The sequence below is a fragment of the Providencia sp. PROV208 genome, assembly GCF_028479465.1.
GTDB lineage: Bacteria > Pseudomonadota > Gammaproteobacteria > Enterobacterales > Enterobacteriaceae > Providencia > Providencia alcalifaciens.
In genome coordinates, this window is record NZ_JAMPNS010000015.1 from 150,459 (window position 1) to 174,415 (window position 23,957).

At 39.5% G+C, this 23,957-nt stretch carries 18 protein-coding genes, 1 tRNA gene and 2 pseudogenes; 13 read left to right on the plus strand and 8 right to left on the minus strand.

The features are described from left to right. The first annotated feature begins 3 nt into the window (after positions 1–3). Together PR766_RS12150 and PR766_RS12155 are read left to right on the plus strand one after the other, a co-directional pair. Positions 4–1,947, plus strand: a complete 1,944-nt coding sequence (locus PR766_RS12150) for a DNA topoisomerase III (protein WP_036963785.1) — start codon at positions 4–6, stop codon at positions 1,945–1,947. 99 nt (positions 1,948–2,046) lie between these two features. Further along, positions 2,047–2,313, plus strand: coding sequence for a DJ-1/PfpI family protein (locus tag PR766_RS12155; RefSeq protein ID WP_051420239.1), 267 nt, complete (start codon positions 2,047–2,049; stop codon positions 2,311–2,313). An 82-nt stretch (positions 2,314–2,395) separates the two neighbouring features. Here the strand turns inward: PR766_RS12155 and xthA are convergent, their stop codons facing one another. After that, positions 2,396–3,208, minus strand: a complete 813-nt coding sequence (xthA, locus tag PR766_RS12160; RefSeq protein ID WP_036963783.1) for an exodeoxyribonuclease III — start codon at positions 3,206–3,208, stop codon at positions 2,396–2,398. Positions 3,209–3,664: 456 nt separating this feature from the next. On the opposite strand from xthA, the pseudogene PR766_RS12165 reads away from it, so the two are divergent. Continuing rightward, positions 3,665–4,539: pseudogene (locus PR766_RS12165) on the plus strand (LysR family transcriptional regulator). Between the two features lies 1 nt (position 4,540). On the opposite strand, the gene PR766_RS12170 reads toward PR766_RS12165, so the two are convergent. The 3 genes from PR766_RS12170 to PR766_RS12180 all read right to left on the minus strand — a co-directional run bounded on the left by PR766_RS12170 (position 4,541) and on the right by PR766_RS12180 (position 6,202). Next, a tRNA-Tyr gene (locus PR766_RS12170) sits at positions 4,541–4,625 on the minus strand. A 159-nt stretch (positions 4,626–4,784) separates the two neighbouring features. Beyond that, positions 4,785–5,633, minus strand: coding sequence for a formyltetrahydrofolate deformylase (gene purU, locus PR766_RS12175; RefSeq protein WP_006658749.1), 849 nt, complete (start codon positions 5,631–5,633; stop codon positions 4,785–4,787). Between the two features lie 89 nt (positions 5,634–5,722). Continuing rightward, complete coding sequence (locus PR766_RS12180; RefSeq protein WP_154636579.1) at positions 5,723–6,202, minus strand: YchJ family protein; 480 nt, start codon at positions 6,200–6,202, stop codon at positions 5,723–5,725. Positions 6,203–6,319: 117 nt separating this feature from the next. Between PR766_RS12180 and rssB the strand changes: the two genes are divergently transcribed. Together rssB and galU are read left to right on the plus strand one after the other, a co-directional pair. Next, positions 6,320–7,336: a two-component system response regulator RssB gene (gene rssB, locus PR766_RS12185; protein WP_154636580.1), complete on the plus strand. Its 1,017-nt coding sequence runs from the start codon at positions 6,320–6,322 to the stop codon at positions 7,334–7,336. 157 nt (positions 7,337–7,493) lie between these two features. After that, positions 7,494–8,423, plus strand: coding sequence for a UTP--glucose-1-phosphate uridylyltransferase GalU (gene galU, locus PR766_RS12190; RefSeq protein ID WP_006658746.1), 930 nt, complete (start codon positions 7,494–7,496; stop codon positions 8,421–8,423). A gap of 366 nt (positions 8,424–8,789) precedes the next feature. On the opposite strand, the gene hns is transcribed toward galU, so the two are convergent. After that, positions 8,790–9,200 (minus strand): histone-like nucleoid-structuring protein H-NS, encoded by a 411-nt coding sequence (gene hns / locus PR766_RS12195; RefSeq protein ID WP_006661675.1) that lies wholly within the window; start codon positions 9,198–9,200, stop codon positions 8,790–8,792. A 525-nt stretch (positions 9,201–9,725) separates the two neighbouring features. Here hns and PR766_RS12200 point away from each other — a divergent pair. Beyond that, complete coding sequence (locus PR766_RS12200; RefSeq protein ID WP_006661676.1) at positions 9,726–10,355, plus strand: thymidine kinase; 630 nt, start codon at positions 9,726–9,728, stop codon at positions 10,353–10,355. Positions 10,356–10,993: 638 nt separating this feature from the next. Here the strand turns inward: PR766_RS12200 and PR766_RS12205 are convergent. The 3 genes and pseudogenes from PR766_RS12205 to adhE all read right to left on the minus strand — a co-directional run. Continuing rightward, positions 10,994–11,188: pseudogene (locus PR766_RS12205) on the minus strand (fimbrial biogenesis chaperone); the annotation flags it as partial. 15 nt (positions 11,189–11,203) lie between these two features. After that, positions 11,204–11,698 carry a fimbrial biogenesis chaperone gene (locus tag PR766_RS12210; protein WP_230086855.1) on the minus strand — a complete coding sequence of 165 codons (495 nt, stop codon included), beginning with the start codon at positions 11,696–11,698 and terminating at the stop codon, positions 11,204–11,206. 488 nt (positions 11,699–12,186) lie between these two features. Then, positions 12,187–14,847: a bifunctional acetaldehyde-CoA/alcohol dehydrogenase gene (gene adhE / locus PR766_RS12215; RefSeq protein ID WP_154636581.1), complete on the minus strand. Its 2,661-nt coding sequence runs from the start codon at positions 14,845–14,847 to the stop codon at positions 12,187–12,189. Positions 14,848–15,344: 497 nt separating this feature from the next. On the opposite strand from adhE, the gene PR766_RS12220 reads away from it, so the two are divergent. The 7 genes from PR766_RS12220 (at position 15,345) to oppF (ending at position 23,840) form a co-directional block, all read left to right on the plus strand. Next, positions 15,345–15,989, plus strand: a complete 645-nt coding sequence (locus PR766_RS12220; RefSeq protein WP_006658741.1) for a YchE family NAAT transporter — start codon at positions 15,345–15,347, stop codon at positions 15,987–15,989. 594 nt (positions 15,990–16,583) lie between these two features. Continuing rightward, positions 16,584–18,200, plus strand: a complete 1,617-nt coding sequence (locus PR766_RS12225; RefSeq protein WP_154636582.1) for an ABC transporter substrate-binding protein — start codon at positions 16,584–16,586, stop codon at positions 18,198–18,200. Between the two features lie 91 nt (positions 18,201–18,291). Beyond that, positions 18,292–19,932, plus strand: coding sequence for an oligopeptide ABC transporter substrate-binding protein OppA (gene oppA, locus PR766_RS12230; protein WP_006661680.1), 1,641 nt, complete (start codon positions 18,292–18,294; stop codon positions 19,930–19,932). Between the two features lie 66 nt (positions 19,933–19,998). Next, entirely contained in the window at positions 19,999–20,919 is a 921-nt protein-coding gene (gene oppB / locus PR766_RS12235) for an oligopeptide ABC transporter permease OppB (RefSeq protein WP_006658738.1), read from the plus strand. Between the two features lie 14 nt (positions 20,920–20,933). Further along, complete coding sequence (oppC, locus tag PR766_RS12240) at positions 20,934–21,842, plus strand: oligopeptide ABC transporter permease OppC (RefSeq protein WP_006658736.1); 909 nt, start codon at positions 20,934–20,936, stop codon at positions 21,840–21,842. Between the two features lie 10 nt (positions 21,843–21,852). Continuing rightward, positions 21,853–22,842: an ABC transporter ATP-binding protein gene (locus PR766_RS12245; RefSeq protein WP_036963771.1), complete on the plus strand. Its 990-nt coding sequence runs from the start codon at positions 21,853–21,855 to the stop codon at positions 22,840–22,842. After that, positions 22,839–23,840, plus strand: coding sequence for a murein tripeptide/oligopeptide ABC transporter ATP binding protein OppF (gene oppF / locus PR766_RS12250; protein WP_006658733.1), 1,002 nt, complete (start codon positions 22,839–22,841; stop codon positions 23,838–23,840). The genes PR766_RS12245 and oppF overlap by 4 nt, the downstream gene beginning before the upstream one ends. The last annotated feature ends 117 nt before the right edge of the window (positions 23,841–23,957 follow it).

A 23,957-nucleotide genomic window follows, 5' to 3' on the forward strand; every position in this document is an offset into this window, starting at 1 on the left:
TCTATGCGTTTGTTTATTGCGGAAAAGCCCAGCCTTGCACGGGCAATTGCGGATGTACTGCCAAAACCCCATCGTAAAGGGGATGGCTTTATTCAATGTGGTGATGATCAAATGGTCACATGGTGCATTGGACATCTTTTAGAACAAGCAGAGCCGGACGCTTATGATCCGCGCTATGCCCGTTGGAATTTGCAAGACTTGCCCATTATTCCTGAAAAATGGCAGTTGAAGCCTCGTTCCGCAGTAACCAAGCAACTAAATACTATCGATGCTCTCTTGAAGCAAGCGAGCGTCGTTGTTCATGCCGGAGACCCTGATCGAGAAGGGCAGCTGCTGGTGGATGAAGTCTTGGATTATTTCAAACTTGATCCGGAAAAGCGTAAAAATGTAAAACGTTGCTTAATTAACGATTTAAACCCTCAAGCTGTTGAGCGTGCTATCGACCGCTTGCGTGAAAACCGTGAATTTATTCCGTTATGCGTCTCTGCATTAGCCCGTGCTCGTGCTGATTGGCTGTATGGGATCAATATGACCCGTGCATATACGTTGTTGGGGCAACGAGGTGGCTATCAAGGTGTGCTTTCTGTTGGACGTGTTCAAACACCCGTCTTAGGTTTAGTCGTTAGACGTGATGAAGAAATAGAAAACTTTATTCCAAAAGATTTTTTTGAAGTCAAAGCACATATTGTGACACCGAAAGATGAGCGTTTTGTGGCAATTTGGCAGCCGAGTGAATCTTGCATCGATTTTCAAGATGAAGAAGGGCGTCTCATCCACCGTCCGTTAGCGGAACATGTGATTTCGCGTATTGAAGGAAAGCCGGCAATTGTCACGCAATATCAGGACAAAAAAGAGTCTGAAATTGCGCCGTTACCGTTTTCTTTATCCGCATTACAAATTGAAGCTGCCAAAAAATATGGACTGAGTGCTCAAGAGGTCCTCGATATTTGCCAAAAACTGTATGAAACCCATAAACTTATCACATATCCACGTTCAGATAGTCGCTATCTGCCTGATGAGCATTTTGCTGGGCGCCATGCCGTATTGAATGCAATTGCTGTACACCAACCCGAATTAACGGAGTTCGAATTACCTGAACTCGATAAGAAAAACCGTTGCTGGGATGACAAAAAAGTGGATGCGCACCATGCGATTATTCCAACAGCAAAAACGGCGGCGGTGCGTTTAACTGAAAATGAAAGCAATGTTTATCAACTGATTGCTCGTCAGTACATTATTCAATTTATGGCTGATGCGGTTTATCGCAAATGTACTATCGATTTAGATATCGAAAATGGCAAGTTCAATGCGAAAGCCCGTTTTCTTGCCGAAGCGGGTTGGCGTGTGGTATTAGGCAGCAAAGAACGTGATGCAGAAAACGATGGGATGCCATTGCCAATTGTGAAGAAAGGCGATGATCTTTTATGCGAAAAAGGGGAAGTGGTCGAACGACAGACCCAACCTCCACGACCATTTACGGATGCAACCTTATTATCCGCCATGACAGGTATTGCGCGTTTTGTACAAGATAAAGCATTAAAAAAAGTATTGCGTGAAACCGATGGTTTAGGGACCGAAGCGACCCGTGCAGGCATTATCGATCTACTCTTTAAGCGCCAGTTTCTCTTTAAAAAAGGGCGCTATATCCATGCTTCTCCCGCTGGGCGAGCGTTGATCCACGTTTTACCAGATATGGCGACACTACCTGATATGACTGCTCATTGGGAATCAAGACTCACGCAGATCAGTGAAAAGCAAACGCGCTATGATGATTTTATGCAACCGTTAAGCCAAACATTGATTAATTTGATTCAGCAAGCGAGACAATATACCAATCTTCGTGCATTTCGAGAACTACCGCCTCCGCCCAATGCAAAAGGAATGAAAAAGAGCTTGAAAAAAGCCTCTGGTGCCAGTAAAGCAAATAAATCTGCCTCATCAAAATAAGTGTTATCAGACAATTCGTGTTTATCGCTAAAAGAGTTTGAAAAAGCGTTTTAGTAGTGACAAGGAGATGTTCCAAAAGCGCTTGTTAACCATAACTTTTTGTCATCGTTCAATTTGAACCCATCAAGGCAGCATATAGGTTCTATTTGTGCAGGGGCATTCATTCTTCATGCGTTAAATCTATTACCCAAACGACAAGCCACAACTCATCGAGATGCAGAGGCGGCATTAAGCGCATTATCAGTAGAATTTATGGCGCAGCCATTTGTTTGTCATGGAAAGGTGGCGACAGCGGGAGGCTGCTTATCTGCACTTTATCTCGTGGGATGGTTAATCGATTTTAGCTTACACCAAGGACTGATGTAAAAAACGGTCAAGTGCAAAGCATAATGTAAAAAGCTTTTAGGACAAAATCGTGCTGCCCTAAAAGCGAATAATTTTGTCGAGCTTATTTAGTCAGATCAAATTCAGCCCAAACAGGTGCATGGTCAGACGGTTTTTCCATTCCACGAATGTCGTAATCGATACCAGTGGCACGACAACGGCTTGCGAGCTTTTTAGACGCTAACAGAAGGTCAATACGCAGTCCTCGGTTATCATCAAAACCCTTGGAGCGATAATCAAACCAAGAATAACAGTCAGTGGTATCAGGATGCTGTTCACGGTAAGTGTCTACAAGCCCCCAACCCAGTAATCTCTCTAACCATTCACGCTCTTCAGGTAAGAATGAGCATTTACCTGTCTTTAACCAGCGTTTGCGGTTGACATCGCCAATACCAATATCTAGATCGGTTGGGCTGATATTCATATCACCCATGATGAGTAGTTGAGAATCTGCAGTTTGCGTTGATGTCACATAATCTTGTAGATCACGGTAAAATTTTTCTTTTGCTGGAAATTTGGTTGGGTGATCACGGCTTTCTCCTTGAGGGAAGTAGCCATTCACGACAGTGAGGATACCTTCATTAGTTTGGATATCCGCCATGATAATACGGCGCTGAGCTTCTTCATCGTCAGTAGGGAAGCCTTTTCTGACGGCGATTGGCTCATTTTTTAACAGTAATGCCACACCGTAGTGGGCTTTTTGTCCGTGATAATAAACATGGTAGCCTAATTTACTGACTTCCTCGTAAGGGAACATATCGTCATGGACTTTCGTCTCTTGTAACCCGATCACTTCAGGTTGATGCTTTTCGATAATCGCTTCCAGTTGATGAGGACGTGCTCTTAGACCATTAATGTTGAACGAAATAAATTTCATGGTTACTTATCACCCATTGCTTTAAATATGATTGAAGAGATTCTAGCAGAAGCTAACAATAGTGTAACTATTAAATATTTTTTGTTTATATAATTGCCCATAATTTATTAGTGAATTTTAATTTTTGATAATAATATATCTATAGATGCTAATTAAAAAATGTTTGTTAGTTTTATAATTAACTACCTAAAAGTTCATTTAAAGTCAGTTGGTTATTTATATTTTAATGTGATTTAATGGTGGGGCAATAAAAAATAATCAAATGAAACAGTATAATATATTGCTTTGCTATGTTGGAAAATATAAAAATACTTTTATGAAATATTGTTAACCATCAAATGAAAAAATTTATTTAAATTTTTATTTGGTGTTCGAGATTATGGGTTAATCAACATATTGTTATTTAAAAATAATTATGTTGGTTTACATTTCAATAAATAGAATGGGGTCATAGATATGTTCTTTTCAAGAAAATTAGAGGCGTTTATGGCAGTTGTTGAGAATGGCTCGCTAAGCAAGGCTGCAAGGGTGATGAACCGCACGACACCCCCCATCGCAAAATCCATAAAAGACTTTGAAACGAGTTTGGGTAAACGGCTTTTTAAAAGAGAAAAATTTGGAATGACATTAACTAAGGATGGCCAAGAACTTTATAATGATCTCAGAGATCTTTACCTACAGGAAAAAGAAATAACAAAGAAACACTTTTCTGGTTACATCGTTAATGAAGCCAATATTTATTATGACTGGGGGAAGGAAAATCATTTAATTAATTTGTATCAAGCCGCACATAAAAATAATGTTCAGGTTAATATATTAAGATTTAACTATGATGAGGTAGATGAAATTGTCGACTATGATGGAAATACTTTAATTTTAAGTTCTGAATTAGTTATCAGTGAAAGATTTTCATTGCAAAAAAAATAGAGAATGCGCCGTTAGGTATTTATTGCAGAAAAGAGTTATATGAAAAATTCAATCATGACGTAGTGGTATTGCTTCAACAAAGTACTTGGTTATGCGATCCGTCATTTTACAAGAGCTCACTAATGAGTGATTTGTTGGCAAAAGTTGAGACTGCTGAAAGTAAATCCAGTATCCGACAGATGGACAATATTGGATGTTGCCAAAGTTTTATTCAAGATGGGGATTTTCTTGGAATCATTGACCACTATCCTGAGGATGAATTGATCGACAGATCACTGATTTATGTGTCACTAAACGGGATTTTGGATAAAAGTGATTGTTACATTTACAAATCAAAGTCACATTCAAGTGTGTTAAATCGATTTATTGGTGTTGTAGATAAACTTGGAAAAGAGACTGCTTAGATGGTGGTGGGAGAAGGATTCGAACCTTCGAAGTCTGTGACGGCAGATTTACAGTCTGCTCCCTTTGGCCGCTTGGGTATCCCACCAGATTTTGAATTGCTGTAATCGTTCACAGCGGGCGGCATCATATCAAATGACGCGCCCCTGTAAAGTATTAATTGAAAAAAAATGTCTGAATGCTGGATTTTTAATCTTAACGCGTGATAAATCAACAAATTAATGCAATTAATAACTGAAATGCTCTGTTATAAAATAATTGTCCGATTACCGTAAACAAAGACACGTTGTGCGAGAACCCAGTATAAGGCATGGCTCAGCACGTTTTTTTCAACATCACGACCAGCGCGCATCATATCATCCGCAGTGAAAGTATGATCTACGTTGATAACGTTTTGCGTGATGATAGGGCCTTCATCTAAATTATCATTCACAAAGTGGGCTGTCGCCCCAATGATTTTCACACCGCGCTCATAGGCTTGGTGATAAGGACGTGCACCAATGAATGCTGGTAAGAATGAATGATGAATATTAATAATTTGGTTTGGATAGCGCTGAACGAAGGCAGGTGTTAGTACACGCATATATTTTGCCAGTACAACATAGTCAGGTTGGTACTGATCAATCTGAGCGGTTAATTTCTCGTCATGTTGATCACGAGTTAATCCTTCGTGGCTGATATGATGGAAAGGAATGCCAAATTGTTCGACAAGATTTTTTAGCGTGTCGTGGTTGCCAATAACGGCGGCAATTTCCACATCTAACCCATCATAAGCACTCTTCATGAGGAGATCCCCAAGACAGTGAGCTTCTTTGGTAACCATAACGACAATGCGGCGGCGTCCCGCAGAGTTTAATTCACGCTTAGAACCTTCTGGCAACGCATCATCTAAATCTGCTAGCAATGTTTCGTCGTTAAAAATGCCTTCCAGTTCCGTTCTCATAAAAAAACGACCAGTGCGGTGATCGACAAATTCATTATTTTGGATAATGTTAAGCTGGTGTTTGTAGCAGATATTGGTAATTTTAGCGATTAATCCCTTAGCATCAGGGCAAATAGTTCTGAGAATTTTTTTCTGTACGTTTTTGTGTTGCATGGAACTGCCTAATCCTTAACTAACAAAAGTCCAATAATTTAGACTCATCGTAATATGTGCAAAGAATATGCGAATTGATAAACAGAGAATTAATAACTATCGCAGCACTTCTTGAATTTTTTTCCTGAGCCGCATGGGCAGTTATCATTACGCCCAACTTTTGGTGTTATTCCATCAATGTAATACCACTGTGCATCAATGCGAAGAAAACGGGAACGTTCGTGAATAAGCTGTTTATGATCAGCTTTTTCATCAATAAAGCAAGCCGAAAATTCGACATAAGCTTCGTCAGGATTTTTAGCATGAGAAGAACTAATGACACGCAGTCCTAGCCATTCAGTTTGTTCAAAATTTTCTACGGTAGCATCGCGCCACTCTTGTGCTTGGCAATCTGGGTGCCATGTTTTAATGAGGTAATCTGCATCTCGGTGAACATAAGCACTGTATCGTGAGCGCATTAATTGCTCTGGAGTTTCAGCAATAGTCTGCCCAGATATCAGCGGAGAGCAGCATTGGTCAAACGGCAGAGGATGACCGCAACTACAATTATTTTTTAAAGATTGGTTCATTCTTTTCTCGATAAAATAACTATACTTAAAAAATATAGTCGTTAATGATTTTGCGATATGACTATTGTTGTCACAATATATGACTTATTAAACCAGGGTAGTCGTGGTAGGTATGATATGAAAAATAGAAAAATACTCATAGTTGAAGATGAAAAAATTTTTTGTACTATTCTTCGTGAATACCTCGAAAGTTTAGAAACCGACGTCTATATCGCGGATAATGGTGCGCTTGCACTTGAACTGATCACGCAACAGCAGGTGAAACCTGATGTGATTTTATGTGACCTAAATATGCCCATCATGAACGGGGAAGCGTTTATGGCAGAACTGGTAGAACGCAATATTAATGTGCCAGTGATTGTCATATCAGCAACGACGGATTTTACTCAATTGGATCGCATGTTTCGCCTTGGAGCGAAAGATGCACTATTGAAGCCGATAAAAAATCTTGATGAAGTCAAAGTGACGATCCATGCGGCGTTGTATCCTGAACAATATGATCCCGAAGCATTGATTGAGAATGAAATACAAAATATTTCGAATATTCTAAATAATGACAAGCTGGATATGTTGGCCATTTTAAAACAATTGCAACCTCCCGTTGTACAGGTCATTAATGGCTATAAGATAAACTATAGACAATTAAATGAAGCGAATCGTTTTGGTTTACTGTTGGATATTGCAGCAATATCAGAAGAACAAATTGGCTTTTATTGTATCGATATAGAGCGTTCTCCGCATGAAGGTATCATGGCGGCTTTTTTAATTAGAGTGGTATTTAATGATTTGCTCAAGAGCGCAGTAAATAACCGAGATAAAAAATTGCCTCAAATTGATAACATTATTAACCAAATAAATCATCTACTTGAAGAGTCAGGTTTTTCAGGTCAGTTTCCTTTGCTGCTTGGTTACTTTAATACTAAGTCCAAAAGTGTGATTTTGGCGAGTGCAGGGCTCGAAGCTGATATTACCACGGGGAATGAGCACTACCACTTAGCGCGCAACATTCCATTGGGCACCTTGAAAACATACCATTCAAATCGATTAGATTTTCAAGGTGAGAATTGGAGATGCCTTATTCATAATTCGAATCAAAAAATTAAGCTGATGTTTAATCCTGATGCTCAGAAATAATGCATGTATTTAATGAATATGGGTTCTATTTATCTTAAATGGGGCTATCTCTATTTATTCAATAATGAATCCTGATATACTGGCGCGCACTAAAAACGCGCCAGTATAGTTTATTGACAAGATAAATGGTGCTTATTAAATTTTCGGAGTTCTCAAGATGATCAAACGCAAGGTGCGTAAAGCGGTAATCCCTGTAGCGGGTTTAGGAACACGGATGCTTCCTGCAACGAAAGCGATCCCGAAAGAGATGTTACCTGTTGTGGATAAGCCTTTAATCCAATATGTAGTTAATGAGTGTATTGCTGCTGGGATTAATGAAATTGTGTTAGTAACACACTCATCTAAAAATTCTATTGAAAACCACTTCGATACGAGCTTTGAACTTGAAGCTATCTTAGAAGCGCGTGTGAAACGCCAACTGTTGGATGAGGTTAAGTCTATTTGTCCAAGCCATGTGACGATTATGCAAACGCGCCAAGGTATTGCTAAAGGTTTGGGACATGCGATTCTATGTGCTAAGCCATTAGTGGGTAACGAACCTTTTGCCGTCATTCTTCCTGACGTTATTTTAGATCGCTACAGCACCGATTTAACGAAGTTCAATCTTAAAGAGATGTTAGAACATTATGAAACAACAGGAGCTAGCCAAATTTTAGTTGAGCCAGTACCAGAAGAAGATGTTTCTAACTATGGGATTGTGGATTGTAATGGTGTGACATTACAACCAGGCGATAGTAAACCTATTTCTCGTATGGTTGAAAAACCTAAGCGTGATGAAGCGCCATCAAATTTATCAATTGTAGGGCGTTATGTATTATCTGAAAAAATTTGGGATGCATTGGCAAAAACTGCCCCAGGTGCTGGCGACGAAATTCAATTAACAGATGCCATCGCTTTAATGATGGAAAATAAAGAACCTGTTGAAGCTTACCACTTATGTGGTAAAAGCCATGACTGCGGAAATAAATTAGGTTACATGAAAGCCTTCGTAGAATATGGCATGCAACACGATACGTTAGGAAATGATTTTTCCGCATGGATTCAAGAGTTAGCCGCTAATTTAGATACTACTGCGAAATCTAATTAATAGATAAACTCCCTTTATGCGTATAAAAAGCTAACCAAAATGGTTAGCTTTTTTTATACAAATCTATAAAGGGAGTATTCGGATTTTAAGTGTCATTAAATGTCAGTGATATAATATAAATCTATAACACCTGTGTCGCGTGTGAATTAATTAGCGTAAGACCTATCAAGGTGAGTTCAAGAATTTTATCTGATGAGATTACGTAACTTTACTTTAACGCTATATTTTATTTTGTACTATTATTTTTGATTAGCGCTGGATGAAGAAAAACGGATTAGGAAAGATGAAGGATGGATAATATTGGAGTTGTTATAAATAAAAACACCCTTATAAAAAGGGTGTTTAGAATTTGAAAGGTTGTTAATCTTAGATTAAGAAATCGTCTAAAGATTTACCTTGTTCTTCGATTGCAACTTTAATTACTGCTGGAGTACGACCTTGGCCTGTCCAAGTTTTAGTTTCGCCGTTCTCATCAACATATTTATATTTTGCTGGACGAGCTGCACGTTTAGCGCGGGTGCTAGTGCTTTTACCTGAATCCATAGTTTGCAGAAGGTCATTTAAATCTACGCCTTGTTCTAAAATCATTTCGCGAACTTTTTCGAGTTTACGATTACGTTCTTCGACTTCAGCGCGAGCTTGGCTTTCTTCTTCACGACGCTCATCAACAACGACGGTTAATTTTTCCAGCATTTCTTCTAAAGATTCTAAAGTAACTTCACGTGCTTGAGCACGAAGAGTACGGATGTTATTTAAGGCTTTTAATGATTCGCTCATTTTCCTGGTCTCAATTTTATATGTTGGCATGTGTACAGTAATAATAGAGTGCTATTTTAAATTCTGCAATAGCTAAATTACTTTCGTAGTTTAAAAGTTATCTTTAACGAATGCAATTTTTTTACAAAAGAATTATAAAAATTTTCGTTGCTATAAATTTCGCTATTATCAATAACGGAACTAATGAAAAAAGGTAATTAGGAAATGCCAATAAAATTTATATTAATAGGCTCATGATAAGCATTACCTTTTGTTTGGGGATGTATCAATGGATGTCTTTAACGTAAATTTTCTTTTTTTGACATAATAAAGTTAGCAATATGTGCCAATGGCTATACCAAGGAAAGTTAATATCAGTTTGAGATTAATTGTCTAGCACACAAAAAGAATGTGACTTAAAGTCACTAATTTAACATAGTGATGGGCGGAAATTCATACACTTACTTATCAGCATAGAGTTTCAGTTAATCTTAAAATGCCTTTATGCTAAAATATTCTGAAACATTATTTTTAGGAAACCGCCCAATGGCACAGCTCTACTTCTATTATTCTGCAATGAATGCAGGTAAATCGACTTCATTATTACAATCTTCCTATAACTACCACGAACGTGGAATGCGTACTTTGATTTTTACCGCTGAAATTGATAATCGTTTTAGTCATGGCAAGGTGTCTTCTCGGATAGGGTTATCTGCAGATGCGTTATTATTTTCGCCTATAACGGATATGGCGGAAATTATCAAAAATGAAAATAGTGTTCAGAAAGTACATTGTGTGCTTATTGACGAATGCCAATTTTTGACAAAACAGCAAGTAGAACAATTATGTGATGTAGTCGATAATTTAGACATTCCAGTACTTTGCTATGGTTTGCGTACGGATTTTTCTGGGGAATTGTTTGCAGGAAGTCAGTATTTATTAGCGTGGGCAGATAAATTAGTTGAGTTAAAAACCGTCTGTTATTGTGGGCGTAAGGCAAATAAAGTTTTACGCATTGGTGGTGATGGTATACCAGTATATGAAGGAGCACAGGTGGATATTGGTGGAAATGAAAAGTATATCTCAGTCTGTCGCAAACATTACTCCGATGCTATCAAACAAGCTCAATTAATGAATAGTGGAGCGATAGAGAAAACACCGTTTAACTTCAAATAAATGAAGATTAAGATTAATTAGGCATATAGTTTACAAATAGGAATATCAGGTTATTAAGACATTTTTGTCAAATAAGGTAAATAAATTAATAAAATACTCAATCTACTTGTAGTTAAAAATGGTTCGTAACAAAAAAAAAGTTTAAAACGGATTGAATAAAATTTGATAAGCCTCATGTTTTTAACATGGGGCTTTTTAGTGGATTAATTTTATACATGAACACATTATCCTATAATCAAAAAATGCAAATGTGCTTAAATGGTAGCGCGTAATGAAATTTAACATCTCAAATCTTAAAAACGACAAGTTTTTATTATTGTTTCTTTGCTTTGGAATACGCCTACGGTAATAGGAATATAAGGTAGGGTTGATTATATGCTCGTGGCAGTGAAACGAAGACTAATGAAAAGAGCATTGACGGGAATAAAATCGACTGCTTTTGTTCATAAGGTGACAACGAGATTATAACGTCTAGCCATTTCTTCATGTTTCCATTTCGCTAGGGGAAGCTAAGGTAACTGTGAATGTCCTCTCTGTACTATCTTTCCTCATCGATACGCTGTTGTCACGGGCTAGTGGATGTAGTTGAGTTAGCTATCATTCATCGCTTTTTATCCAGGCTGAACGCGTTTAATGCCTTATTCAGTGACAATAGCTGGTAGGTAAGTGAACTCGTCGGAAAGCCCACCAAAATCATTAATCATTTGCCATTGAGCTTGGAAAATATTTCCTTGAATATTGGGTATTTCTATATCACTAAATGGTACCAATATCAGGCTTTTATTATAGTTTTTCTGGTTATATTTAATATTTACAACAGTTAGATAGTAAGGTGTTGGATTATTAAATTACCACATTTTTTGTTGTTGGTGAAGAGTCACTCGCTGGAAAATATGGCTATTGGGAGCACTGAGATGACTAGGTCGATAAAATACTTTAATGATGATGTTGGTGACAAACGTGGGTTTAGTCTTATTTGCTCGCTCTCGAAGGTGTTTTTCTGCTGGAATAGCGCGTGTATTTAAAAAGAAAAGAGATTCTCTATCGGCTGGTAATTCACTGTTATTTTTTAATAATACGCGAGCGCTAGACTGATTGTTTGCTTCTAATCGAAATAAGTAGGGGGTAACCAAAAAATAAGGTGACTTCGTACCTTCAATTTGTTCAGTCACGGTAGCCTGAATGAAATAGGGGATTGAATCCCCATTAATCACCGTGAATGTGGTGGAGGGGTGATCACTGTTTAATATTAATCTTGTTGGTTCCAGACGTAAGCCCACGCTGTAGGCTGAAAAGCTCAAGCACAGTAAAATTAAATAGGTAAAATCAGCCAGTTTTTTCATATCAATTTATGTCGTCCCGAGAAAAGAAAAGGTCATGGTTGATTGAAAAGAGTTCATTTATAGACTCATGTTTTTCTGGATGGGACTTAACATAAATATAAAAGGTTTTATGAAATTGATCCTTATTGGTGCTTTACTAAGCATTTCAACTGTTTTCAATAAAGTGACTCAAGTTAGCTGATACCGCAGCGTGGTTATATTTCGGAAATACATATACCAAGGTTTATATTTGGGTTATCAATAAGTCTGATGAGATCAACCTAATTTATAGGTGATATTCTAACGACGGTATTGTGGAGTAAACGAATGCTGCAATGAGAGAAGACGACTGCTTAGACAAATAATAGTAAGGTGGTTAGGGCGGTTATTTTATCATATATCCATCTTTGGGATGTTTGAATAAAGATAAAGGCTCCAAAAGCGTTAGGGGGATCCTAAATCTTTTGAAGCCTTTTTATCGATTAATGGCTATACCATTAGAATGCTAACTATTTTTTCGTGCTTTTCTTTTCTGCTTTAGGTGCAGCAAGTTCTGCGCCTTTTTCAGTAAATTCACGTCCGTAGTAAGAATCCAGTAACAGTTGTTTGATTTCAGAGATCAGCGGGTAACGTGGGTTAGCTCCAGTACATTGGTCATCAAACGCATCTTCAGACAATTTGTCTAAATGAGCTAAGAAGTCCGCTTCGGCAACACCAGCTTCACGAATAGATTTAGGAATACCTAAATCCGCTTTCATCTCTTCTAGCCAAGCAAGTAGACGTTCAATTTTCTCACCTGTACGGTCGCCTGCTTTGGTCAATCCTAAGTGATCAGCAATCTCAGCATATTGACGACGAGCTTGAGGGCGATCGTATTGGCTGAATGCTGTTTGCTTAGTTGGGTTATCATTTGCGTTGAAACGAATAACGTTACAAATCAATAGGGCATTAGCTAAACCATGTGGAATATGGAATTCAGACCCCAATTTATGTGCCATGGAGTGACAAACTCCTAAGAAGGCGTTGGCAAATGCAATACCCGCTAATGTTGCTGCATTATGAACCCGCTCTCTTGCTACAGGGTTTTTTGCCCCTTCATGGTAGCTTGCTGGCAGATAATCTTTTAACAGGCTTAGTGCTTTTAATGCTTGACCGTCAGAGAATTCATTCGCCAGTACAGAAACATAAGATTCCAGAGCATGAGTCACGGCATCTAACCCACCAAATGCAGTTAGCGATTTAGGCATGTTCATGACTAAGTTTGCATCAACAATCGCCATATTTGGTGTTAATGCGTAGTCCGCTAATGGGTATTTTTGACCTGTTTTATCATCAGTCACAACGGCAAATGGTGTAACTTCAGAACCTGTACCTGACGTGGTTGTAATCGCCACTAATTTTGCTTTTACGCCCATTTTCGGGAATTTATGAATACGTTTACGGATATCCATAAAGCGTAACGCTAATTCTTCAAAGTGAGTTTCTGGGTGCTCGTACATGACCCACATAATCTTAGCGGCATCCATTGGGGAACCACCACCTAACGCGATGATCACATCCGGTTGGAATGCTTGCATTTGAGCGGCGCCTTTACGTACAACAGACAAGGTAGGATCCGCTTCTACTTCAAAGAAAACATCCGTTTCAATATGGTGTTTTTTCAGCACATCAACAATTTCATCGACATAACCATTATTGAATAAATAGCCATCGGTGACGATAAAGGCGCGTTTTGCACCATCAGTGGCTATCTCTTCTAAAGCAATAGGAAGACATCCACGGCGGAAATAGATTGAATTAGGGAGTTTATGCCACAACATATTTTCAGCTCTTTTTGCCACGGTTTTCTTGTTGATTAAGTGTTTTGGTCCTACGTTTTCGGAGATAGAGTTACCTCCCCAAGAACCACAACCCAAGGTTAAGGATGGTGCTAACTTAAAGTTATACAGGTCACCGATACCGCCTTGAGATGCTGGGGTATTAATCAAAATACGCGCCGTTTTCATTTTTTCGCCAAAATAGCTTACTCGAGCATGTTGGTTATCTTGGTCAGTGTAGAGGCAAGAGGTATGACCAATACCGCCCATTTCAACTAATTGTTCTGCTTTTTCCACTGCATCTTCAAAGTTTTTAGCACGATACATTGCTAAAAGTGGAGAAAGTTTTTCATGGGCAAAAGGCTCTGATTCATCAATGAGTTTTACCTCACCAATCAGAATTTTGGTGGTTTCAGGAACGACAATACCTGCCATTTCTGCAATTTTAAATGCTGGTTGACCCACGATTGCTGCATTTAGGTTACCATCTTTTAAAATAATATTTTGGACAGCTTTGAGTTCTTTACCTTGTAGTAGGTAACCGCCATGGGTAGCAAAGCGCTCACGAACTTGATCATAAACTGCATCAACCACGACAACTGACTGCTCAGATGCGCAAATTACACCATTATCAAAAGTTTTTGACATCAAGATAGACGCAACGGCACGTTTGATATCGGCGGTTTCATCGATAACAACAGGGGTGTTACCTGCGCCTACACCAATAGCGGGTTTACCTGAGCTGTATGCCGCTTTCACCATGCCCGGACCACCGGTTGCTAAGATTAGGTTAATATCAGGGTGATGCATTAATGCGTTAGACAGCTCGACTGATGGGGAATCAATCCAACCGATGATATCTTTTGGTGCACCAGCTTCAATTGCTGCATTTAATACGATTTCTGCCGCACGGTTAGTCGCAATTTTAGCGCGCGGATGTGGAGAAAAAATAATCGCATTACGAGTTTTTAAGCTAATTAAAGATTTAAAAATGGCAGTAGACGTTGGGTTTGTTGTTGGGACAATACCGCAGATAATGCCAATAGGTTCAGCGATAGTAATGGTGCCAAAGGTTGGGTCTTCAGACAGAATGCCACAGGTTTTTTCGTCTTTATACGCGTTATAGATATACTCAGAAGCGAAGTGGTTTTTAATCACTTTATCTTCCACAATACCCATACCTGATTCTTCAACGGCTAGTTTAGCTAATGGAATTCGAGCATCAGCCGCAGCGAGAGCCGCAGCGCGGAAAATACGGTCGATTTTTTCTTGAGAGAAGCTGGCAAATTCACGTTGAGCTTTTTTGACACGAGCAACGAGTTCATTGAGTTCGGTAACATTAGTTACGGACATATAGATTACTCCTGATAAAGTTAAAATTTTTAAGCCAATGAGCAAAGCATCTAAAAAAAGCTGTTGTAACAAGACCACCTAAAACAACAGTATAGATAAACTTAACAATAATGCGTTTCACTCATGCTAATTGGCTTATAAATCTCAGATAAATAGCTCAAAAAGTAAAAATTAACTGATTCATAATAACGTTTATTAGTTAAGAACAGATTAACAAAAAGGGGAATTAATAAAGTGATCTAAATCACAAAATATGCAAGCTGACTCCTTTCAGCATGGCATTTTTACGTTTTAGTAGAAATTGCAAAAAAAGGATTAATGAATCGCTAAAAATGGGTGAATAAAACGTCGATTTTTGAGTGGTGAGACAACCTGCAATAAATAATTCTATTAAGATGCACAAAATTGTTCTTTAACTAAGGATTTTAGTCATTTCAGTGATAAAATTAATTCAGGTAAGCGTTTCTTGTTTAAGAATTTTATGAGGGTATTAATGGGTGAGCGCAACATTACTTGATTTATCAGGCTATATTAAATTTTTTATTGGTCTATTTGCGTTAGTAAACCCGGTTGGTATCCTACCTGTGTTTATTAGTATGACAAACTACCAAACTATCGCGAGCCGTAATCGAACAAATACAATAGCCAACTCATCAGTGGCAATTATTTTATGTACGTCTTTACTGGTTGGTGACTCAATATTACAGCTGTTTGGCATCTCAATTGATTCGTTCCGTATCGCGGGGGGAATACTAATTGTTACTATCGCTTTATCGATGATCAGCGGTAAAATTGGTGAAGATAAACAAAACAAACAAGAAAAAACCGAAACAGCAGTGCGCGATAGCATTGGTGTGGTTCCATTAGCTCTTCCATTAATGGCGGGACCCGGTGCGATCAGCTCATGTATCGTGTGGTCTTCACGATGGACAGGGTGGCAAAATTTTATTGGATTAGCGTTAACCAGTATTTTATTTGCTTTCTGTTGTTGGTTGCTGTTCCGTTCGGCATCTTTATTGGTTCGTTATTTAGGGCAGACAGGTATTAACGTCGTCACCCGTATTATGGGGTTATTATTAATGTCATTAGGTATCGAAATTGCTGTAACGGGTGTGAAAGCAATATTTCCAGGTCTTTTATAACTCATTGTATTTAGCCGTCTATCGGGACGGCTATTCCTACCTCTCTTTTATTACACATCATCATCTCATCTCATCTCATCTCAATCGACAATATCCATTTAATTTTTTTGAGTTACTCAAGATGTTCGAAATAGTTCCTCTGCACGATAAATATAAAATGTGATTATGTGTCGCACTTTTTGCAAATATAGGAATAAAAAGTAAGGAAATGTGAGCTGCGTAAATTTATTCACTATTCTCATTGGAGATTGTTAATGATATGTTTGGATTATTGTCATTGCAGGTCTTAAGTATTATTTAAGGTGTTTTTTTATCTAATTGTTTTTATTGTTTTATTTTCATTGTTACGTACATTTCAGTTATTCTGATGATGATTTAATGCTCGAAATGTTAAGTGTATGTGATTTTTTGCGGCTTTTTTTTATATGCCTTTTGTATAAATTAAAGTCAGTAAGGGCGTTTTTGGGAGGTTAAAGTAAAAAAGTTATTAGCAAACAATGGCTAAAAGCCTTTATGAGTCAATAACGAAAGGCTAAAAAAACACCATTCGACTTAATGTTGAAAATTTAATTATGAAATGGAGAAGGCGCAACGATGAAATTAACATCCAGACACTGTTTACTTTCTTGTCTCATTATCTCATCTACTGTTTTTGCTCAAGCGTTACCTACCTCAAATAAATCACCACAAACGATTACCATAAACAATGGTTCTGAAGTTGCTTCTCTTGATCCTCATAAAGTTGAAGGGGTGCCGGAAGGTAATATTATTCTTAATTTGTTAGAAGGGCTGGTTTACGAGGATATTGAAGGTAAAGCGGTTCCTGGTATGGCGAGCAGTTGGCAGAATGAAAATTACACCGTATGGACATTCACTATACGCGATGATGCCAAATGGAGTGATGGAACACCTGTTGTCGCAGAGGATTTTGTATATAGCTGGCAGCGACTAGCGGACCCGAAAACGGGATCACCTTATTCCAGTTATTTACAAAATGCTTATATCGAAAACTCAGAAGCGATTTTAAAAGGGCTGAAACCGAAAGAATCATTGGGTGTTAAAGCTATTGATGATAAACATTTGCAGGTAACACTCAGCCATCCAGTCCCTTACTTTATCGATATGCTTTCACATACCTCAATGAAGCCAGTTAACCGTAAAGCAATTGAAAAATATGGTGATAAATGGACACAACCCGGTTTCTTTATTAGCAATGGGGCATACATTTTGGATGAATGGACAGTCAATGAGCGAATTATTCTTAAGCGTAATCCACTGTATTGGAATAATGCAAAAACGCAGATTGACCAAGCTACTTTTTTAGCTATCACGTCTGAAGTCAGTGATAACAACCGCTATCGCAGCGGTGAAATCGACATTAGTAACTCTGCCATTCCGCCTACGTTGTTTAAAAAAATGAAGGCAGAGAAACCTAACGAGCTGTATGTTCGTCCATATCTGTGTACGTTTTACTATGAAATTAATAACCAGAAAGCTCCCTTTACCGACCCACGAGTGCGTGAAGCGATTAAATTAGGTTTAGACAGAGAAACGATCACAAATAAAATCATCGACCAAGGACAGGTCGTCGCTTATGGGTTTACACCGACATTTATTCATAATGGTCATTTCGCCATACCTGAATGGGCGAAACTTTCGGCGGAACAGCGTTACCAACGAGCCAAAGACCTGCTCGCTGAGGCTGGATACACGGCGAAAAATCCCCTTAAATTTACTCTACTGTACAACACATCAGATCAAAATAAGCAGCAAGCTATTGTTGCCGCATCGATGTGGCAAAAAAATATTGGTGCTCAAGTCACATTGCAAAACCAAGAATGGAAAACCAGCTTACAAAACCGCCATGAAGGAAACTATGAAGTTGCTAGAGCAACATGGTGTGCTGATTACAACGAGCCTTCTGCATTTTTGAATTCATTACTGTCGGATAACAGTAACAATACGGCTGCATACAAAAACAAAGCTTATGATCAATTGCTATTAGAGGCTTTGACTGCACCAGATGACCAATCTCGTCAAAAAATTTATCAACAAGCAGAGTCCTTGCTAGACAAAGACTCTGCGCTGGTTCCCGTTTATTACCGCGTGAGTACAAGAATGATCAAGCCCACAATTGGAGGATTTAAAGGAGGAGACCCTCTTGATCATATGGATGTTAAGCGGTTATATATAAATTCTACTAATCAATAATTTTGTAATAAACAAAATAACTGTTTACTGACTCAGTAATCGGATGCATCAACAACACAACCAAAACAAGAGTATGGGAGTAACCAAAATAATGAGCAAATTACTGAATAAGACCTTTGTTGCTTTAAGCGTTGCTGCTGGGTTAATGGCAGGGACGATGGCGACAAGTTATGCTGCAGTTGTTCCTGCTGGCGTGGAGCTAGCCGATAAACAAGTTATCGTACGTAATAATGGCTCCGAGCCACAATCCCTTGACCCGCACAAAATTGAAGGGGTGCCTGAATCCCATTTAGCAAGGGACCTATTGGAAGGGATTACGATTGTTGGACCTGAAGGGGAAACATTACCTGGCTCCGCGATTAGCTGGGAAAATAAAGATTTCAAAGAGTGGACCTTTAAAATTCGCGATGGCGCTAAATGGTCAAATGGTGACCCTGTCACGGCTGAGGATTTTGTTTATAGCTGGCGCCGACTCGCAGATCCAGACACCGCGTCTCCTTACGCTAGCTATCTGCAATATGCCCACGTACAGAATGTGGATGATGTTATTGCCGGTAAGAAAAAACCAGAAGAATTAGGCGTTAAAGCGTTAGATGATAAAACGTTGGTGCTAACATTAAGCGAAGCCGTACCGTATATTCCTAAATTACTTTCTCACCCATCAATGTCGCCAGTGAATAAAAAAGTCGTTGAAAAATTTGGGGCTAAATGGACTCAACCGGGTAATTTTGTGGGTAACGGTGCCTATAAATTGAAAGATTGGACCGTTAACGAACGTATTGTTTTAGAGCGTAGTCCAACCTATTGGGATAATGCACATACAGTCATTGACCAAGTCACCTTCTTACCAATTTCATCGGAAGTTACGGACGTAAACCGTTATCGTAGCGGCGAAATTGATATGACGTATACCAATTTACCTATCGAACAATTTAAAAACATTCAACAAACAATGCAGAAGGATTTACGTGTAAGTCCATATTTATGTACTTACTATTACGAAATTAATAATGAGAAACCGCCATTTAATGATCCTCGCGTTAGAGAAGCATTAAAACTGTCAATGGACAGAGATACTATCGCTAATAAAATCAAGGGAATGGGTGATATTCCTGCCTATGGTTTTACACCACCATTTACCAATGGTATGAAAGCTGAAAAACCAGATTGGTACACTAACATGACGCAAGAACAGCGTAATGAAAAGGCGAAACAGTTGCTTGAAGAGGCGGGTTATAATAAGTCAAACCCATTGAAATTTAACTTGTTATATAACACATCAGATTTACATAAACGTATTGCTATTGCCGCATCATCCATGTGGAAGAAAAATATTGGTGCAGAGGTTAAACTCGAAAACCAAGAGTGGAAAACTTTCTTAGATAGCCGTCACCAAGGTGCTTATGATGTCGCACGTGCAGGTTGGTGTGCAGACTATAACGAACCGTCATCCTTCTTAAATATGCTGCTTTCTTACAGCAGTAATAACACCGTACATTATAAAAACAAAGATTTTGATGCCGCGATGAAAAAGACGCTTCAAGTAAAAACAGATGACGAGCGTGCTGATTTATACAAACAAGCAGAACAGATTGTTGACAAAGATTCTGCGATAGTCCCTCTCTACTATTATGTTAACACCCGATTAGTGAAACCTTATGTGGGTGGATATACGGGTAAAGATCCATTAGATAACTTACATACTAAAGATCTGTATATCATCAAACACTAATTACAACAGGCTGGCTCCGCGTGAGCCAGCCATTAGCCTAAATGGCAACAGAAGTAGGAAAGGGCAATGTTTAAATTTATTTTACGTCGTTTGCTTGAAGCAATTCCGACTTTATTTATTCTCATTACCATCTCATTTTTCATGATGCGACTCGCGCCAGGAAGTCCGTTTACGGGTGAGCGAAAATTACCTCCTGAAGTTATGGCGAATATTGAGGCGAAATATCACCTGAATGATCCCATGTATAAGCAATACTTCAATTATTTAATCCAACTTTCACAAGGGGATTTCGGTCCTTCCTTTAAGTACAAAGACTACAGTGTGAATGAGCTAGTCGCGAAAGCCTTTCCTGTATCTGCAAAACTCGGTGCAACGGCGTTTGTGGTTGCGGTGTTATTTGGTATTACAGCGGGGGTCATTGCGGCTTTAAATCAAAATACTAAATGGGACTTTACAGTCATGGGATTCGCCATGACGGGGGTTGTCATCCCAAGCTTCGTTGTGGCACCTCTTTTGGTGCTGATTTTTGCCATTCATTTGAAATGGCTCCCCGGTGGGGGTTGGGATGGCGGTAATGTGACACATATGATATTGCCAATGGTGGCGCTCTCTTTGGCATATATTGCCAGTATTTCACGTATTACTCGTGGTTCGATGATTGAAATCATGCATTCAAACTTTATTCGTACTGCGCGCGCAAAAGGGTTACCACTACGTACCATTATTTTCCGACATGCCTTAAAACCGGCGTTGTTGCCTGTGCTTTCTTATATGGGACCGGCTTTTGTCGGGATAATCACAGGTTCAATGGTCATTGAAACCATTTTCGGTTTACCTGGTATTGGCCAGCTATTCGTGAATGGGGCTTTAAATCGTGATTACTCGTTGGTGCTCAGCTTGACTATTTTAGTTGGGGTTTTAACCATTGCCTTTAATGCCATTGTCGATGTGTTATACGCTGTCATCGACCCGAAAATTCGTTACTAAGCCGGAGAAACACTATGTTATTAAACAACAAAAATAGTGAAGCTCTGGAAAATTTTTCTGAGCAACTGGATATTGAAGGGCGCAGCCTCTGGCAAGATGCAAGACGGCGTTTTATGCATAACCGTGCGGCGATTGTCAGCTTATGTGTCCTATTTTGTATCACCTTGTTTGTGATTTTTGCCCCTATGTTATCGCCATTTCTGTATGACGATACGGATTGGGAGATGATGTCCACAGCACCCGATTGGGCTACAGGGCATTATTTCGGAACGGATGCTTCAGGTCGTGATTTACTTGTACGTGTGGCAATTGGTGGACGAATTTCATTGATGGTCGGCGTTGCAGCGGCATTGGTGGCGGTTGTCGTGGGAACATTGTATGGGTCGTTAGCGGGTTATGTGGGTGGTAAAGTCGACTCCATCATGATGCGCTTATTGGAAATTTTAAACTCCTTCCCATTTATGTTCTTCGTTATTTTGTTGGTCACCTTATTTGGTACCAATATCCTGCTGATTTTCGTCGCAATTGGTATGGTGTCATGGCTGGATATGGCGCGTATCGTTCGCGGACAAACATTGGGATTAAAGCGCAAAGAATTTATTGAGGCAGCGCTAGTGTGTGGAGTGAGTACGAGGCATATTATTCTTCGCCATATCGTCCCCAACGTATTGGGCGTGGTTGTGGTTTATGCTTCTTTGCTCGTACCAAGTATGATTTTGTTTGAGTCCTTCTTAAGTTTCCTTGGTTTAGGAACTCAAGAGCCACTCAGTAGTTGGGGAGCCTTGCTCAGTGATGGGGCAAACTCAATGGAAGTAACACCGTGGTTGCTGTTGATCCCTGCTGGATTCTTAGTTATCACGCTGTTTTGTTTTAACTTTATCGGCGATGGCTTACGTGATGCCCTCGACCCGAAAGATCGCTAAGGGGCTTATTATGGAAAACTCAACACGCAGAAGCCCTTTATTATCGGTGCATGATTTGAACGTCACATTCGCAACTCAAGATGGGAATGTGACAGCGGTTAACAAACTCAACTTTGAATTGAGTGCGGGAGAAACGCTGGGTATTGTGGGTGAATCTGGTTCAGGTAAATCGCAGACAGCGTTCGCACTCATGGGGTTACTGGCAAAAAATGGTCGAGTGGGTGGCTCAGCCATGTTTAATGGTCGTGAGATTTTAAATCTCAAGGAAAAAGAGCTTAATCGCATGCGTGCGGAAGAGATTTCAATGATCTTCCAAGACCCAATGACATCGCTTAATCCTTATTTGAAGATTGGTACTCAGCTTTCTGAAGTCTTAATGTTACATAAGGGACTGAGTAAAAAAGGGGCATTTGAAGAGTCAGTTCGTATGCTTGATGCCGTAAAAATGCCTGAAGCGCGTAAACGTATGAATATGTATCCACATGAATTTTCAGGTGGTATGCGCCAGCGCGTGATGATTGCGATGGCACTCTTGTGCCAGCCAAAACTGCTCATTGCTGATGAGCCAACCACTGCATTGGATGTAACTGTACAAGCGCAAATCATGACATTACTGAATGAGCTAAAACAGGAATTTGATACGGCGATCATTTTAATCACTCACGATTTGGGTGTTGTCGCGGGTGTGTGTGATAAGGTTTTGGTGATGTACGCAGGGCGTACCATGGAATATGGCAGCGCTCGGGATATTTTCTACCAACCCTCCCATCCATATTCACTCGGTTTATTAGCCGCCGTGCCTCGCTTAGACGGTGATGATGATAACTTGGCAACCATTCCGGGCAATCCACCAAATCTTTTACGCTTACCGAAAGGCTGTCCATTCTCACCGCGTTGCCAATATGCGAATCAACACTGTGTAGAGGAAGAGCCTCGATTATCCAGTTTTGCCCAATCTCGTTTGCGTGCCTGCTTTAAGCCTGTGGAGGAATTAGTATGACCAACCAAGAAAATAGGCAGGTGCTGTTGGAAGTGAACGATCTCAAAGTGCATTTTTCTATCAGGGATAAACAACAGTGGTTTTGGCAACCCGATAAAAGCTTAAAGGCCGTCGATGGCGTGACATTACGTTTGTATGAAGGGGAAACCCTTGGTGTTGTTGGCGAATCTGGTTGTGGTAAATCGACTTTCGCTCGTGCTCTGATCGGCTTAGTAAAATCCACTAGCGGCACCGTAACATGGCTTGGGCAAAATTTGCTGACCATGAACGATAAGCAATGGCGCAATGTACGCAGCGATATTCAGATGATATTTCAAGATCCGTTGGCATCCCTTAACCCACGGATGACTATCGGAGATATTATTGCGGAGCCATTAAAAACGTATCATCCTAAGATGTCACAGGCTGAAATCACTGAAAAAGTGAAGAAAATGATGATGCGGGTAGGGTTATTACCAAACCTGATTAACCGTTACCCTCATGAGTTTTCCGGTGGGCAATGTCAGCGAATCGGTATTGCGCGCGCACTGATATTAGAACCTAAACTGGTTATTTGTGATGAGCCCGTATCTGCATTGGATGTGTCAATTCAAGCGCAGGTGGTTAACTTACTGCAAGAACTTCAGCGAGAAATGAAACTCTCATTGATCTTTATCGCTCACGATTTGGCGGTAGTTAAGCATATTTCAGACCGAGTTTTGGTGATGTATTTAGGGCATGCTGTGGAATTGGGGACGTATGACGAGGTGTATAACAACCCACTGCATCCTTATACGCGTGCATTGATGTCAGCGGTACCCGTTCCTGATCCTGATAAGGAAAAAAACAAGCAAATTGAGCTACTTGATGGAGAGTTACCTTCACCGATTAATCCACCGTCGGGCTGTGTATTTAGAACTCGTTGCCCAAGTGCTGATGCAGAATGTGCGAAAACACGTCCATTATTAGAAGGGAGCTTTAAGCATGCGGTATCATGCTTGAAAATTGATCCTCTATAATTGGTGATATCCACGTTTTCAAGGCTCCCTTTAGATGAATAAAGCGGAGCCTTTTTTATGGGGGACAATTTTCAGAGTTTTCAATCATCGTTGTCTCTTAAAATAATGTGTTATATA

Excerpts from the sequence above, each read along its gene's own strand:
- PR766_RS12150 (WP_036963785.1), top strand. The coding sequence starts at position 4 with ATGCGTTTGTTTATTGCGGAAAAGCCCAGCCTTGCACGGGCAATTGCG.
- xthA (WP_036963783.1), bottom strand. The coding sequence starts at position 3,208 with ATGAAATTTATTTCGTTCAACATTAATGGTCTAAGAGCACGTCCTCAT.
- purU (WP_006658749.1), bottom strand. The coding sequence starts at position 5,633 with ATGCAACACAAAAACGTACAGAAAAAAATTCTCAGAACTATTTGCCCT.
- PR766_RS12180 (WP_154636579.1), bottom strand. The coding sequence starts at position 6,202 with ATGAACCAATCTTTAAAAAATAATTGTAGTTGCGGTCATCCTCTGCCG.
- rssB (WP_154636580.1), top strand. The coding sequence starts at position 6,320 with ATGAAAAATAGAAAAATACTCATAGTTGAAGATGAAAAAATTTTTTGT.
- galU (WP_006658746.1), top strand. The coding sequence starts at position 7,494 with ATGATCAAACGCAAGGTGCGTAAAGCGGTAATCCCTGTAGCGGGTTTA.
- hns (WP_006661675.1), bottom strand. The coding sequence starts at position 9,200 with ATGAGCGAATCATTAAAAGCCTTAAATAACATCCGTACTCTTCGTGCT.
- PR766_RS12200 (WP_006661676.1), top strand. The coding sequence starts at position 9,726 with ATGGCACAGCTCTACTTCTATTATTCTGCAATGAATGCAGGTAAATCG.
- PR766_RS12210 (WP_230086855.1), bottom strand. The coding sequence starts at position 11,698 with ATGAAAAAACTGGCTGATTTTACCTATTTAATTTTACTGTGCTTGAGC.
- adhE (WP_154636581.1), bottom strand. The coding sequence starts at position 14,847 with ATGTCCGTAACTAATGTTACCGAACTCAATGAACTCGTTGCTCGTGTC.
- PR766_RS12225 (WP_154636582.1), top strand. The coding sequence starts at position 16,584 with ATGAAATTAACATCCAGACACTGTTTACTTTCTTGTCTCATTATCTCA.
- oppA (WP_006661680.1), top strand. The coding sequence starts at position 18,292 with ATGAGCAAATTACTGAATAAGACCTTTGTTGCTTTAAGCGTTGCTGCT.
- oppB (WP_006658738.1), top strand. The coding sequence starts at position 19,999 with ATGTTTAAATTTATTTTACGTCGTTTGCTTGAAGCAATTCCGACTTTA.
- oppC (WP_006658736.1), top strand. The coding sequence starts at position 20,934 with ATGTTATTAAACAACAAAAATAGTGAAGCTCTGGAAAATTTTTCTGAG.
- PR766_RS12245 (WP_036963771.1), top strand. The coding sequence starts at position 21,853 with ATGGAAAACTCAACACGCAGAAGCCCTTTATTATCGGTGCATGATTTG.
- oppF (WP_006658733.1), top strand. The coding sequence starts at position 22,839 with ATGACCAACCAAGAAAATAGGCAGGTGCTGTTGGAAGTGAACGATCTC.